Origin of the sequence: Enterobacter sp. CCUG 70166, from assembly GCF_020224095.1 — a bacterium.
In the GTDB taxonomy this organism is placed as follows: domain Bacteria; phylum Pseudomonadota; class Gammaproteobacteria; order Enterobacterales; family Enterobacteriaceae; genus Enterobacter; species Enterobacter intestinihominis.
Map to the genome: position 1 here is coordinate 1 of NZ_NRIQ01000075.1, position 14,241 is coordinate 14,241.

A 14,241-nucleotide genomic window follows, 5' to 3' on the forward strand; every position below is an offset into this window, starting at 1 on the left:
GGCGTTGTTGCTAAAGTTCTCGGCTAATCGCTGATAACATTTGACGCAATGCGCAATAAAAGGGCATCATTTGATGCCCTTTTTGCACGCTTTCACATCAGAACCTGGCTCATCAGTGATTAATTTTGTCATAATCATTGCTGAGACAGGCTCTGCGGAGAGCGTATAATACGAAAAGCGAATAGCATTTCGATTGGTTTGCCTCGCACTCGCGGGGTGAAAATGTTTGTAGAATACTTCTGACAGGTTGGTTTATGAGTGCGAATACCGAAGCTCAAGGGAGCGGGCGCGGCCTGGAAGCGATGAAATGGGTAGTTGTAGCCGTGCTGCTGATTGTGGCGATTGTCGGCAACTATCTTTATCGTGACATGATGCTGCCGCTACGCGCGCTTGCAGTGGTAATTCTGATTGCTGCGGCGGGTGGTGTCGCGCTGTTGACGACGAAAGGCAAAGCGACCGTTGCGTTTGCCCGCGAAGCGCGTACCGAAGTCCGCAAGGTCATTTGGCCGACTCGCCAGGAAACATTGCACACCACGCTGATTGTAGCGGCGGTAACCGCTGTAATGTCACTGATCCTGTGGGGACTGGATGGTATTCTGGTTCGCCTGGTATCCTTTATCACTGGCCTGAGGTTCTGAGATGTCTGAAGCCCCTAAAAAGCGCTGGTACGTCGTTCAGGCGTTTTCCGGTTTTGAAGGCCGCGTAGCTACGTCGCTGCGTGAGCATATCAAATTACACAATATGGAAGAGTTATTTGGCGAAGTTATGGTTCCGACCGAAGAAGTGGTTGAGATCCGTGGCGGCCAACGTCGCAAAAGCGAGCGTAAATTCTTCCCGGGTTACGTGCTGGTTCAGATGGTGATGAACGACGCGAGCTGGCACCTGGTGCGCAGCGTACCACGCGTGATGGGCTTTATCGGCGGCACATCTGACCGTCCGGCGCCAATCAGCGACAAAGAAGTTGATGCGATTATGAACCGCCTCCAGCAGGTGGGTGATAAACCGCGTCCGAAAACGCTGTTTGAACCGGGTGAGATGGTTCGTGTTAACGACGGTCCGTTTGCTGACTTTAATGGCGTCGTCGAAGAAGTGGACTACGAGAAGTCCCGCCTGAAAGTTTCCGTTTCTATCTTTGGTCGTGCGACCCCGGTAGAGCTGGACTTTGCTCAGGTAGAAAAAGCCTAAGCAGCGATCAAAAAAGCGACGATTTAATCGTTGCACAGGGCGCGAGATTGGAATACAATTTCGCGCCTTTTGTTTTTATGGGTTCCGACCCGTAAAACGAATTTTATTCACGGGGAGCCTCTCCGAGGCGTTATTACCCAATCAGAGGATTTTAGAATGGCTAAGAAAGTACAAGCCTACGTCAAGCTGCAGGTTGCAGCAGGTATGGCGAACCCAAGTCCACCAGTTGGTCCAGCTCTGGGTCAGCAGGGTGTGAACATCATGGAATTCTGTAAAGCGTTCAACGCCAAAACTGAATCCATGGAAAAAGGTCTGCCAATCCCAGTTGTAATCACTGTTTACGCTGACCGTTCTTTCACTTTCGTTACCAAAACCCCTCCAGCAGCAGTTCTGCTGAAGAAAGCAGCGGGCATCAAGTCTGGTTCCGGTAAGCCGAACAAAGACAAAGTGGGTAAAATTTCCCGCGCTCAGCTGCAGGAAATCGCGCAGACCAAAGCTGCCGACATGACTGGTTCCGACATTGAAGCGATGACTCGCTCCATTGAAGGTACTGCACGTTCCATGGGCCTGGTAGTGGAGGACTAAGAAATGGCTAAACTGACCAAGCGCATGTCCGTGATCCGTGACAAAGTTGATGCGACCAAACAGTACGACATCAACGAAGCTATCGCTCTGCTGAAAGAACTGGCAACTGCTAAGTTCGTTGAAAGCGTTGACGTTGCCGTTAACCTGGGCATCGACGCTCGTAAATCCGATCAGAACGTTCGTGGCGCAACTGTACTGCCACACGGTACTGGCCGTTCCGTACGCGTAGCTGTATTTGCTCAGGGTGCAAACGCTGAAGCGGCTAAAGCTGCCGGCGCTGAACTGGTAGGTATGGAAGATCTGGCTGATCAGATCAAGAAAGGCGAAATGAACTTTGACGTTGTTATTGCTTCTCCAGATGCAATGCGCGTTGTTGGCCAGCTGGGCCAGGTTCTGGGTCCACGCGGCCTGATGCCAAACCCGAAAGTGGGTACTGTAACTCCTAACGTTGCTGAAGCGGTTAAGAACGCTAAAGCAGGTCAGGTTCGTTACCGTAACGACAAAAACGGCATCATCCACACCACCATCGGTAAAGTGGACTTTGACGCTGACAAACTGAAAGAAAACCTGGAAGCTCTGCTGGTTGCGCTGAAAAAAGCTAAACCAACTCAGGCGAAAGGCGTGTACATCAAGAAAGTTAGCATCTCCACCACCATGGGTGCAGGTGTTGCAGTTGACCAGGCTGGCCTGAGCGCTGCTGCAAACTAATGCCTTTACGTGGGCGGTGATTTTGTCTACAATCTTACCCCCACGTTTGCTAACAAAAGTTAGCGGCTAAAAGAATTGTTCGTTGGAGCCTGGCCTATCCAGGCCTCCGTCGAAGACCGCAGGTGTTTCGCAAGAAACTTAATCCCCTGCGTAGACGGTGACAGAACGCTAAGATTATTTTAAATACTCTGGCTTGTTTCTGCTCACCGTATTAAGACGCTCTTCCCGTTGGGTCGAGTGAAGTGAGTTCCGGAACATGAGTTCCGGCAAACATCCAGGAGCAAAGCTAATGGCTTTAAATCTTCAAGACAAACAAGCGATTGTTGCTGAAGTCAGCGAAGTAGCCAAAGGCGCGCTGTCTGCAGTAGTTGCGGATTCCCGTGGCGTTACTGTAGACAAAATGACTGAACTGCGTAAAGCAGGTCGTGAAGCTGGCGTATACATGCGTGTTGTTCGTAACACCCTGCTGCGTCGCGTAGTTGAAGGTACTCAGTTCGAGTGCCTGAAAGACACGTTTGTTGGTCCGACCCTGATTGCATACTCTATGGAACACCCGGGCGCTGCTGCTCGTCTGTTCAAAGAGTTCGCGAAAGCGAATGCAAAATTTGAGGTCAAAGCTGCAGCCTTTGAAGGTGAGTTGATCCCGGCATCGCAAATCGATCGCCTGGCCACCCTGCCGACCTACGAAGAAGCAATTGCACGCCTGATGGCAACCATGAAAGAAGCTGCGGCTGGCAAACTGGTTCGCACTCTGGCTGCTGTACGCGATGCGAAAGAAGCTGCTTAATCGCAGTTATCTTTATAAAGCATTTGCTTACGTATAAACTTATTCTGATTTTCAGGAACAATTTAAATGTCTATCACTAAAGATCAAATCATTGAAGCAGTAGCAGCTATGTCCGTAATGGACGTTGTAGAGCTGGTTTCTGCAATGGAAGAAAAATTCGGTGTTTCTGCTGCTGCTGCTGTAGCTGTAGCTGCGGGCCCGGCTGAAGCTGCTGAAGAAAAAACTGAATTCGACGTAATTCTGAAAGCTGCTGGCGCGAACAAAGTTGCTGTAATCAAAGCAGTACGTGGCGCAACTGGCCTGGGTCTGAAAGAAGCTAAAGACCTGGTAGAATCTGCTCCAGCTGCGCTGAAAGAAGGCGTGAGCAAAGACGACGCAGAAGCACTGAAAAAATCTCTGGAAGAAGCTGGCGCTGAAGTTGAAGTTAAATAAGCCAACTTTTCTGGTTGCAGCCTAAGTAATTAGGCTGATGGCTGGTGACTTTTTAGTCACCAGCCTTTTTGCGCTGTAAGGCATCAGCAGCATTTCACACTGTTTGACTGCTGGTTGTCCTGACAATGCTTGTTTCTATCGACGACTTAATATACTGCGACAGGGTGCTCGCTCTGTGTAAATCGCAATGAAATGGTTTAAGCGTGATAGCAACAGGTATTGCGGAAAGTATTCAATTTTCCGGTCCACAAAATGGTGTTGCACAAACTGTCCCTTCGTCGGACAGATGGGTCGACTTGTCAGCGAGCTGAGGAACCCTATGGTTTACTCCTATACCGAGAAAAAACGTATTCGTAAGGATTTTGGTAAACGTCCACAAGTTCTGGACATTCCATATCTCCTTTCTATCCAGCTTGACTCGTTCCAGAAGTTTATCGAGCAAGATCCTGAAGGGCAGTACGGCCTGGAAGCAGCCTTCCGTTCCGTGTTCCCGATTCAGAGCTACAGCGGTAATTCCGAGCTGCAGTACGTCAGCTACCGCCTTGGCGAACCGGTGTTTGACGTTCAGGAATGTCAGATCCGTGGCGTGACCTATTCCGCACCGCTGCGCGTAAAACTGCGTCTGGTGATCTACGAGCGCGAAGCGCCGGAAGGCACCGTAAAAGACATTAAAGAACAAGAAGTCTACATGGGTGAAATTCCACTCATGACGGACAACGGTACTTTCGTTATCAACGGTACTGAGCGTGTTATCGTTTCCCAGCTGCACCGTAGCCCGGGCGTCTTCTTCGACAGCGATAAAGGTAAAACGCACTCTTCCGGTAAAGTACTGTATAACGCACGCATCATTCCTTACCGTGGTTCATGGCTGGACTTCGAATTCGATCCAAAAGACAACCTGTTTGTCCGTATCGACCGTCGTCGTAAGCTGCCTGCAACCATCATTCTGCGTGCACTGAACTATACCACTGAGCAGATCCTGGACCTGTTCTTTGAGAAAGTGATCTTTGAAATCCGCGACAACAAGTTGCAGATGGAGTTGGTGCCGGAACGTCTGCGTGGTGAGACCGCGTCGTTCGACATCGAAGCCGACGGCAAAGTGTATGTGGAAAAAGGTCGCCGTATCACCGCGCGCCACATCCGCCAGCTGGAAAAAGATGATATCAAACACATCGAAGTTCCGGTTGAATACATTGCAGGAAAAGTAGCCGCGAAAGATTACGTTGATGAATCAACTGGCGAGCTGATCTGCCCGGCGAACATGGAGCTGAGCCTGGATCTGCTGGCTAAGCTGAGCCAGTCTGGCCACAAACGTATCGAAACGCTGTTCACCAACGATCTGGACCACGGTCCGTACATCTCTGAGACTGTACGCGTCGACCCAACCAACGATCGTCTGAGTGCGCTGGTTGAAATCTACCGCATGATGCGTCCTGGTGAGCCACCAACTCGCGAAGCGGCGGAAAGCCTGTTCGAGAACCTGTTCTTCTCCGAAGACCGCTACGATCTGTCCGCGGTAGGACGTATGAAGTTCAACCGTTCTCTGCTGCGCGACGAAATCGAAGGTTCCGGTATCCTGAGCAAAGACGACATCATTGAAGTGATGAAGAAGCTCATCGATATCCGTAACGGTAAAGGCGAAGTGGACGATATCGACCACCTCGGCAACCGTCGTATCCGTTCCGTAGGCGAAATGGCGGAAAACCAGTTCCGAGTTGGCCTGGTTCGTGTAGAGCGTGCGGTGAAAGAGCGTCTGTCTCTGGGCGATCTGGATACCCTGATGCCTCAGGATATGATCAACGCCAAGCCGATTTCTGCGGCAGTGAAAGAGTTCTTCGGTTCCAGCCAGCTGTCTCAGTTCATGGACCAGAACAACCCGCTGTCTGAGATCACGCACAAACGTCGTATCTCTGCACTCGGCCCAGGCGGTCTGACCCGTGAACGTGCAGGCTTTGAAGTTCGAGACGTACACCCGACTCACTACGGTCGCGTATGTCCAATCGAAACGCCTGAAGGTCCAAACATCGGTCTGATCAACTCCCTGTCCGTGTACGCACAGACAAACGAATACGGTTTCCTTGAGACCCCGTATCGTAAAGTGACCGACGGTGTGGTTACCGACGAAATTCATTACCTGTCTGCTATCGAAGAAGGCAACTACGTTATCGCTCAGGCGAACTCCAACCTGGATGACGAAGGCCACTTTGTAGAAGATCTGGTTACCTGCCGTAGCAAAGGCGAATCCAGCCTGTTCAGCCGCGACCAGGTTGACTACATGGACGTATCCACCCAACAGGTGGTATCCGTCGGTGCGTCCCTGATCCCGTTCCTGGAACACGATGACGCCAACCGTGCATTGATGGGTGCGAACATGCAACGTCAGGCCGTTCCAACTCTGCGTGCTGATAAGCCGCTGGTTGGTACCGGTATGGAACGTGCTGTTGCCGTTGACTCCGGTGTTACAGCAGTTGCTAAGCGTGGCGGTACCGTTCAGTACGTTGACGCATCCCGCATCGTTATCAAAGTTAACGAAGACGAGATGTATCCGGGCGAAGCGGGTATCGACATCTACAACCTGACCAAATACACCCGTTCTAACCAGAACACCTGTATCAACCAGATGCCTTGCGTATCTCTGGGTGAGCCAGTTGAGCGCGGCGACGTGCTGGCAGACGGTCCGTCCACCGACCTCGGTGAACTGGCGCTCGGTCAGAACATGCGCGTAGCGTTCATGCCGTGGAACGGTTACAACTTCGAAGACTCCATCCTCGTCTCCGAGCGTGTGGTTCAGGAAGATCGTTTCACCACCATCCACATTCAGGAACTGGCCTGTGTGTCCCGTGACACCAAGCTGGGGCCAGAAGAGATCACTGCCGACATCCCTAACGTGGGTGAAGCTGCGCTCTCCAAACTGGATGAATCCGGTATTGTTTACATCGGTGCGGAAGTGACCGGCGGCGACATTCTGGTTGGTAAGGTTACACCGAAAGGCGAAACCCAGCTGACGCCAGAAGAGAAACTGCTGCGTGCTATCTTCGGTGAGAAAGCGTCTGACGTTAAAGACTCTTCTCTGCGCGTACCAAACGGTGTTTCCGGTACGGTTATCGACGTTCAGGTCTTCACTCGTGACGGCGTTGAGAAAGATAAGCGTGCGCTGGAAATCGAAGAGATGCAGCTCAAACAGGCTAAGAAAGACCTGTCTGAAGAACTGCAAATCCTCGAAGCGGGTCTGTTCAGCCGTATCTATGCGGTGCTGGTTGCCGGTGGCGTTGAAGCTGAGAAGCTCGACAAACTGCCACGCGATCGCTGGCTGGAGCTGGGCCTGACCGACGAAGAGAAACAGAATCAGCTGGAACAGCTGGCTGAGCAGTATGACGAACTGAAACACGAGTTCGAGAAAAAACTCGAAGCGAAACGCCGCAAAATCACTCAGGGCGACGATCTGGCACCAGGCGTGCTGAAGATTGTTAAGGTGTATCTGGCTGTTAAACGTCAGATCCAGCCTGGTGACAAGATGGCAGGTCGTCACGGTAACAAGGGTGTTATCTCTAAGATCAACCCGATCGAAGATATGCCGCACGATGCTAACGGTACGCCGGTAGATATCGTACTGAACCCACTGGGTGTACCGTCTCGTATGAACATCGGTCAGATCCTGGAAACCCACCTGGGTATGGCTGCGAAAGGTATCGGCGACAAGATTAACGCCATGCTGAAGCAGCAGGAAGAAGTCGCGAAACTGCGCGAGTTCATCCAGCGTGCCTACGATCTGGGAACCGACGTGCGTCAGAAAGTCGACCTGAACACCTTCAGCGATGATGAAGTTCTGCGTCTGGCGGAAAACCTGCGTAAGGGTATGCCAATTGCAACGCCGGTATTCGACGGTGCAAAAGAAGCTGAAATTAAAGAGCTGCTGCAACTGGGTGGTCTGCCAACGTCTGGTCAGATTACGCTGTTTGACGGCCGTACCGGTGAACAGTTCGAGCGTCCGGTAACCGTAGGTTACATGTACATGCTGAAACTGAACCACCTGGTCGACGACAAGATGCACGCTCGTTCTACCGGTTCTTACAGCCTGGTTACTCAGCAGCCGCTGGGTGGTAAGGCTCAGTTCGGTGGTCAGCGCTTCGGGGAGATGGAAGTGTGGGCGCTGGAAGCATACGGCGCAGCATACACCCTGCAGGAAATGCTCACCGTTAAGTCTGATGACGTGAATGGTCGTACTAAGATGTATAAGAACATCGTAGACGGCAACCATCAGATGGAACCGGGCATGCCAGAATCCTTCAACGTACTGTTGAAAGAGATTCGTTCGCTGGGTATCAACATCGAACTGGAAGACGAGTAATTCTCGCTCAAACAGGTCACTGGTGTCGGGTTAACCCCCGACACCAGATTGTGCTAACTCCGACGGGAGCAAATCCGTGAAAGATTTATTAAAGTTTCTGAAAGCGCAGACTAAAACCGAAGAGTTTGATGCGATCAAAATTGCTCTGGCTTCGCCAGACATGATCCGTTCATGGTCTTTTGGTGAAGTTAAAAAGCCGGAAACCATCAACTATCGTACGTTCAAACCTGAGCGTGACGGCCTTTTCTGTGCGCGTATTTTCGGGCCAGTAAAAGACTACGAGTGCCTGTGCGGTAAGTACAAGCGCCTGAAACACCGTGGTGTGATCTGTGAGAAGTGCGGCGTTGAAGTGACCCAGACCAAAGTACGCCGTGAGCGTATGGGCCACATTGAGCTGGCGTCTCCAACTGCTCACATCTGGTTCCTGAAATCTCTGCCGTCCCGTATCGGCCTGCTGCTTGATATGCCGCTGCGCGATATCGAACGTGTTCTGTACTTCGAATCTTATGTTGTGATCGAAGGCGGGATGACGAATCTGGAACGTAACCAGATCCTGACCGAAGAACAGTATCTGGACGCGCTGGAAGAGTTCGGTGACGAATTCGACGCGAAGATGGGTGCGGAAGCTATCCAGGCCCTGCTGAAGAGCATGGATCTGGAGCAAGAGTGTGAAACTCTGCGCGAAGAACTGAACGAAACCAACTCCGAAACCAAGCGTAAAAAGCTGACCAAGCGTATCAAACTGCTGGAAGCGTTCGTACAGTCTGGTAACAAACCAGAGTGGATGATCCTGACCGTTCTGCCGGTTCTGCCGCCAGATCTGCGTCCGCTGGTTCCGCTGGATGGTGGTCGTTTCGCAACGTCGGATCTGAACGATCTGTACCGTCGCGTGATCAACCGTAACAACCGTCTGAAACGTCTGCTGGATCTGGCTGCGCCGGACATCATCGTACGCAACGAAAAACGTATGCTGCAGGAAGCGGTAGATGCCCTGCTGGATAACGGTCGTCGCGGTCGTGCGATCACCGGTTCTAACAAACGTCCTCTGAAATCTTTGGCCGACATGATCAAAGGTAAGCAGGGTCGTTTCCGTCAGAACCTGCTCGGTAAGCGTGTTGACTACTCCGGTCGTTCTGTAATCACCGTAGGTCCATACCTGCGTCTGCATCAGTGCGGTCTGCCGAAGAAAATGGCTCTGGAGCTGTTCAAACCGTTCATCTACGGCAAGCTGGAACTGCGTGGCCTGGCCACCACCATCAAAGCCGCTAAGAAAATGGTTGAGCGTGAAGAAGCTGTCGTTTGGGATATCCTGGACGAAGTGATCCGCGAACACCCGGTACTGCTGAACCGTGCACCAACTCTGCACCGTTTGGGTATCCAGGCATTTGAGCCAGTCCTGATCGAAGGTAAAGCGATCCAGCTGCACCCGCTGGTTTGTGCGGCCTATAACGCCGACTTCGATGGTGACCAGATGGCTGTTCACGTACCGCTGACGCTGGAAGCCCAGCTCGAAGCGCGTGCGCTGATGATGTCTACCAACAACATCCTGTCTCCAGCGAACGGTGAACCTATCATCGTTCCTTCTCAGGACGTTGTATTGGGTCTGTACTATATGACCCGTGACTGTGTTAACGCCAAAGGCGAAGGCATGGTGCTGACTGGCCCGAAAGAAGCTGAGCGTATTTATCGCGCTGGCCTGGCCTCTCTGCATGCGCGCGTTAAAGTGCGTATCACCGAATACGAAAAAGATGAAAACGGCGAATTCGTGGCGAAAACCAGCCTGAAAGACACGACCGTTGGCCGTGCGATTCTGTGGATGATCGTACCGAAAGGTCTGCCTTTCTCCATCGTCAACCAGGCGCTGGGCAAGAAAGCGATCTCCAAAATGCTGAACACCTGTTACCGCATTCTGGGCCTGAAGCCGACCGTTATCTTCGCTGACCAGACAATGTACACCGGCTTTGCTTATGCAGCGCGTTCAGGTGCATCTGTTGGTATCGATGACATGGTCATCCCAGAGAAGAAACACGAGATCATCTCTGAAGCGGAAGCTGAAGTTGCTGAGATCCAGGAGCAGTTCCAGTCTGGTCTGGTAACCGCAGGCGAACGTTACAACAAAGTTATCGATATCTGGGCTGCGGCGAACGATCGTGTATCCAAAGCGATGATGGATAACCTGCAAACCGAAACCGTGATTAACCGTGACGGCGTAGAAGAGCAGCAGGTCTCCTTCAACAGCATCTACATGATGGCCGACTCCGGTGCGCGTGGTTCTGCGGCACAGATTCGTCAGCTGGCAGGTATGCGTGGTCTGATGGCGAAGCCAGATGGCTCCATCATCGAAACGCCAATCACCGCGAACTTCCGTGAAGGTCTGAACGTACTCCAGTACTTCATCTCCACGCACGGTGCGCGTAAAGGTCTGGCGGATACCGCATTGAAAACGGCGAACTCCGGTTATCTGACGCGTCGTCTGGTTGACGTTGCGCAGGATCTGGTCGTCACCGAAGACGATTGTGGCACCCTCGAAGGTATCACCATGACCCCGGTTATCGAGGGTGGTGATGTTAAAGAGCCGCTGCGCGATCGCGTACTGGGTCGTGTGACCGCGGAAGACATCCTGAAGCCGGGCACCGCAGACATTCTGGTTCCACGCAACACTCTGCTGCACGAACAGTGGTGTGACCTGCTGGAAGCGAACTCTGTTGACTCTGTGAAAGTGCGTTCCGTTGTATCCTGTGACACCGACTTTGGTGTGTGTGCGCACTGCTACGGTCGTGACCTGGCGCGTGGCCACATCATCAACAAAGGTGAGGCTATCGGCGTTATCGCAGCACAGTCCATCGGTGAGCCGGGTACACAGCTGACGATGCGTACGTTCCACATCGGTGGTGCGGCATCTCGTGCGGCTGCTGAATCCAGCATCCAGGTGAAAAACAAAGGTAGCATCAAGCTCAGCAACGCGAAGTCTGTTGTTAACTCCGCAGGCAAGCTGGTTGTGACTTCTCGTAACACCGAGCTGAAGCTGATCGACGAATTCGGTCGTACCAAAGAGAGCTATAAAGTGCCTTACGGTGCGGTCATGGCGAAAGGTGATGGCGAGCAGGTTGCCGGCGGCGAAACCGTAGCAAACTGGGATCCACACACCATGCCGGTTATCACCGAAGTAAGTGGTTTCATCCGCTTCACTGACATGATCGACGGCCAGACCATTACTCGTCAGACCGACGAGCTGACCGGTCTGTCTTCTCTGGTGGTTCTGGATTCTGCTGAACGTACTACCGGTGGTAAAGATCTGCGTCCTGCACTGAAAATCGTTGATGCTCAGGGTAACGACGTTCTGATCCCTGGCACCGATATGCCTGCGCAGTACTTCCTGCCGGGTAAAGCGATTGTACAGCTGGAAGATGGCGTACAGATCAGCTCTGGTGACACCCTGGCGCGTATTCCTCAGGAATCCGGCGGTACCAAGGACATCACCGGTGGTCTGCCACGCGTTGCGGACCTGTTCGAAGCACGTCGTCCGAAAGAGCCTGCTATCCTGGCTGAAATCAGCGGTATCATCTCCTTCGGTAAAGAGACCAAAGGTAAGCGCCGTCTGGTTATCACGCCAGTAGATGGCAGCGAGCCGTACGAAGAGATGATTCCTAAGTGGCGTCAGCTCAACGTGTTCGAAGGTGAACGCGTGGAACGTGGTGACGTGGTCTCCGATGGTCCAGAAGCGCCGCACGACATCCTGCGTCTGCGTGGTGTGCATGCTGTTACTCGTTACATTGTTAACGAAGTACAGGACGTATACCGTCTGCAGGGCGTTAAGATTAACGATAAGCACATCGAAGTTATCGTTCGTCAGATGCTGCGTAAAGCAACCATCGAAAACGCGGGCAGCTCCGACTTCCTGGAAGGCGAGCAGGTTGAATACTCACGCGTTAAGATCGCTAACCGCGATCTGGAAGCGAACGGCAAAATCGGTGCGACCTTTGCACGCGATCTGCTGGGTATCACCAAAGCGTCTCTGGCAACCGAGTCCTTCATCTCTGCTGCATCGTTCCAGGAAACCACTCGTGTCCTGACCGAAGCGGCTGTTGCAGGTAAACGTGATGAACTGCGCGGTCTGAAAGAGAACGTTATCGTGGGTCGTCTGATCCCGGCCGGTACCGGTTATGCGTACCACCAGGATCGTATGCGTCGTCGTGCAGCGGGTGAACTGTCAGCTGCACCGCAGGTGACTGCCGAAGATGCATCCGCGAGCCTTGCAGAACTGCTGAACGCAGGTCTGGGCGGTTCCGACAACGAGTAATCGTTGATGCCCGGTAGGTAAAATTACCGGGCATATGAATCACAGGTCGGGTAAGCGCAGCGCCACCCGACAATAAAAAACCCGCCTCGGCGGGTTTTTTTACGTCTGTATGTCTTCAATTCACTAACGGGATGCGTCGATAAAGCTCAATCATATCGCCCGCCAGATCCTGAATGACCATCGCGTTCATCAGGTGATCCTGAGAGTGAACGGTGATCAGGTTAACCGGAAGTTTACCTGTCCCTTCATCAAGACCGATGAGCTGCGTCTGGATAGTATGCGCATGTTTCACATATTCACGCGACTCTTCCATCGCTTTCTCGGCTTCGTCAAAGTCACCTTTTCGCGCCATCTGCAACGCTGTCAGGGCCGCACTGCGCGCCGCACCTGCATTGACCAGTAGCTCCATGATTGTGGTTTCTAAGTCTTCCATTATGACTCCAGAAGTTTGAGCGCTTTTTCCAGTACGGCATCACCTTTCATCATGCCGTAATCCATCATGTCGATAACCGCGACCTTTTTTCCGAGCGGATCGGCCTGCGCCTGGAGTTTTGCCTGTTCGTATTTAACCTGTGGCCCCAGTAATACGATATCAGCCGTCGCGATGTTATCTTTGAACTCCGCGACCGGAACGGCTTTAATGGTTACTTCGACTCCTTTTTTCTGCGCGGCATCTTTCATACGTTGAACCAGCATGCTGGTTGACATTCCCGCTGCACAGCATAAAACGATGTTCTTCATAGTCAGCCTCGATCTACATGTGTTTATTGATAATTATCCCGCGCAGACCGCTTCAACAACCGCTTTACCGCGATTGTGTGTCAGGCATCACAAAGAAATCGGCATTTTTCTGAAACCGGTTACAATTTTATACATGAAAGCATTCTGCCCGTCTTAACGGGCGGAATCTCAGGAAGGGTATTATCGGCTGGCCGTGCTTACGATGCGGTTTTTACCCTGTTGTTTAGCGGTATACAGCGCTTCATCTACGCTACCAATAAATTGTTCCAGCGGTTCGAAGTGCCACTCTCCCACCCCCGCGCTGAAGGTTACTCGCAGGTTCTCTTCCCGCCAGGTCCGTTTTTCCACGGCGGTGCGCCAGGCTTCCAGTAGCGCGTGCGCGGAGTTCATCAGCTCGGCCGGGAAAATCACCCCGAACTCTTCCCCACCGTAGCGGTAAACGGAAACGTGGTGAGGCTGCATGATCTGAATACCTTCGCGCGCCACGCTGCGCAGAACAATATCCCCGCTCAGGTGGCCCCAGGTGTCGTTAATAGATTTGAAGTTATCGATATCGACCAGCGCCAGAACGAAGGGTTGATGAGCGGTCAGCAGCTCATCCACATCGTTGTCGAAAGCACGGCGGTTCTTGCAGCCTGTCAGCGCATCATGGGTGGCCTGACGGACATAGGCCATCTCACGTTCCTTATTGGTTCGAATGGTATGGCTGAGCATCGCCTCAAGACGTGGCGCCTGATTGACGTCTCCGGTTTTGATGGCGTTGATAATGTTCATCAGCACAGAACGCGAGGCATGGCGCAGATAGAGCCCGAACAGAATGATGATGATTGCCGCCAGCGCAAATCCCCAGCCGACGACGGTGGTCTCATGCCGGGTGATGACGGAAAGCGTGGCATCGGAGACCCGATAAATCACAAACCAGTCCGGATTGGTGAAAGAGTAGTAGTAATACCAGGTTTTACTTTTGGGGTCGAAAAGATGCCCTTCGCCGCTGGTCATTTTGTCCATCAGCGCTTCGCTTACGTACTGCTTAAAGAGCGCCCCCGTGTCCGGATGCAGCACAACGGCGCCGTCACGTTCCACGACAAAAAACTCACCCTGAACCGGTGCCACCATCTGGCGCAAGGTATACCCCATGAAGTGGTCAACAAAAAC

At 52.4% G+C, this 14,241-nt stretch carries 11 protein-coding genes; 8 read left to right on the forward strand and 3 right to left on the reverse strand.

The annotated features are described in order from the left end of the window. Nucleotides 1-254: 254 nt before the first annotated feature. The 8 genes from secE (at nucleotide 255) to rpoC (ending at nucleotide 12,345) form a co-directional block, all read left to right on the forward strand. Nucleotides 255-638: a preprotein translocase subunit SecE gene (secE, locus tag CKK19_RS24610; RefSeq protein WP_003862342.1), complete on the forward strand. Its 384-nt coding sequence runs from the start codon at nucleotides 255-257 to the stop codon at nucleotides 636-638. A 1-nt stretch (nucleotide 639) separates the two neighbouring features. Beyond that, nucleotides 640-1,185, forward strand: coding sequence for a transcription termination/antitermination protein NusG (nusG, locus tag CKK19_RS24615; protein WP_003862341.1), 546 nt, complete (start codon nucleotides 640-642; stop codon nucleotides 1,183-1,185). 156 nt (nucleotides 1,186-1,341) lie between these two features. Then, entirely contained in the window at nucleotides 1,342-1,770 is a 429-nt protein-coding gene (gene rplK, locus CKK19_RS24620; RefSeq protein WP_003862340.1) for a 50S ribosomal protein L11, read from the forward strand. 3 nt (nucleotides 1,771-1,773) lie between these two features. Continuing rightward, the gene (gene rplA / locus CKK19_RS24625) at nucleotides 1,774-2,478 is read left to right on the forward strand and encodes a 50S ribosomal protein L1 (protein ID WP_006810530.1); all 705 of its coding nucleotides are present in this window, start codon (nucleotides 1,774-1,776) and stop codon (nucleotides 2,476-2,478) included. A gap of 289 nt (nucleotides 2,479-2,767) precedes the next feature. Then, on the forward strand, nucleotides 2,768-3,265 hold the full coding sequence (gene rplJ, locus CKK19_RS24630) for a 50S ribosomal protein L10 (protein ID WP_003862338.1): 498 nt from the start codon (nucleotides 2,768-2,770) through the stop codon (nucleotides 3,263-3,265). A gap of 66 nt (nucleotides 3,266-3,331) precedes the next feature. Further along, nucleotides 3,332-3,697 carry a 50S ribosomal protein L7/L12 gene (rplL, locus tag CKK19_RS24635; protein ID WP_002445276.1) on the forward strand — a complete coding sequence of 122 codons (366 nt, stop codon included), beginning with the start codon at nucleotides 3,332-3,334 and terminating at the stop codon, nucleotides 3,695-3,697. A 319-nt stretch (nucleotides 3,698-4,016) separates the two neighbouring features. Continuing rightward, the gene (gene rpoB / locus CKK19_RS24640; RefSeq protein ID WP_023299068.1) at nucleotides 4,017-8,045 is read left to right on the forward strand and encodes a DNA-directed RNA polymerase subunit beta; all 4,029 of its coding nucleotides are present in this window, start codon (nucleotides 4,017-4,019) and stop codon (nucleotides 8,043-8,045) included. Between the two features lie 76 nt (nucleotides 8,046-8,121). Further along, nucleotides 8,122-12,345, forward strand: a complete 4,224-nt coding sequence (gene rpoC, locus CKK19_RS24645) for a DNA-directed RNA polymerase subunit beta' (protein WP_063853152.1) — start codon at nucleotides 8,122-8,124, stop codon at nucleotides 12,343-12,345. Between the two features lie 115 nt (nucleotides 12,346-12,460). On the opposite strand, the gene CKK19_RS24650 is transcribed toward rpoC, so the two are convergent. The 3 genes from CKK19_RS24650 to CKK19_RS24660 all read right to left on the reverse strand — a co-directional run. Continuing rightward, nucleotides 12,461-12,778 carry a PTS lactose/cellobiose transporter subunit IIA gene (locus CKK19_RS24650; RefSeq protein ID WP_003862327.1) on the reverse strand — a complete coding sequence of 106 codons (318 nt, stop codon included), beginning with the start codon at nucleotides 12,776-12,778 and terminating at the stop codon, nucleotides 12,461-12,463. After that, nucleotides 12,778-13,086, reverse strand: coding sequence for a PTS sugar transporter subunit IIB (locus CKK19_RS24655; protein ID WP_010425948.1), 309 nt, complete (start codon nucleotides 13,084-13,086; stop codon nucleotides 12,778-12,780). Before CKK19_RS24655 ends, CKK19_RS24650 begins: the two co-directional genes overlap by 1 nt. Nucleotides 13,087-13,266: 180 nt before the next feature. After that, nucleotides 13,267-14,241, reverse strand: a 975-nt coding sequence (locus CKK19_RS24660; protein WP_225455256.1) for a diguanylate cyclase domain-containing protein, incomplete at its 5' end; no start/stop codon positions are given.

Coding starts and splice junctions, on each gene's coding strand:
- rpoB (WP_023299068.1), top strand. CDS start 4,017: ATGGTTTACTCCTATACCGAGAAAAAACGTATTCGTAAGGATTTTGGT.
- rplK (WP_003862340.1), top strand. CDS start 1,342: ATGGCTAAGAAAGTACAAGCCTACGTCAAGCTGCAGGTTGCAGCAGGT.
- CKK19_RS24650 (WP_003862327.1), bottom strand. CDS start 12,778: ATGGAAGACTTAGAAACCACAATCATGGAGCTACTGGTCAATGCAGGT.
- rplL (WP_002445276.1), top strand. CDS start 3,332: ATGTCTATCACTAAAGATCAAATCATTGAAGCAGTAGCAGCTATGTCC.
- rplJ (WP_003862338.1), top strand. CDS start 2,768: ATGGCTTTAAATCTTCAAGACAAACAAGCGATTGTTGCTGAAGTCAGC.
- rplA (WP_006810530.1), top strand. CDS start 1,774: ATGGCTAAACTGACCAAGCGCATGTCCGTGATCCGTGACAAAGTTGAT.
- CKK19_RS24655 (WP_010425948.1), bottom strand. CDS start 13,086: ATGAAGAACATCGTTTTATGCTGTGCAGCGGGAATGTCAACCAGCATG.
- secE (WP_003862342.1), top strand. CDS start 255: ATGAGTGCGAATACCGAAGCTCAAGGGAGCGGGCGCGGCCTGGAAGCG.
- nusG (WP_003862341.1), top strand. CDS start 640: ATGTCTGAAGCCCCTAAAAAGCGCTGGTACGTCGTTCAGGCGTTTTCC.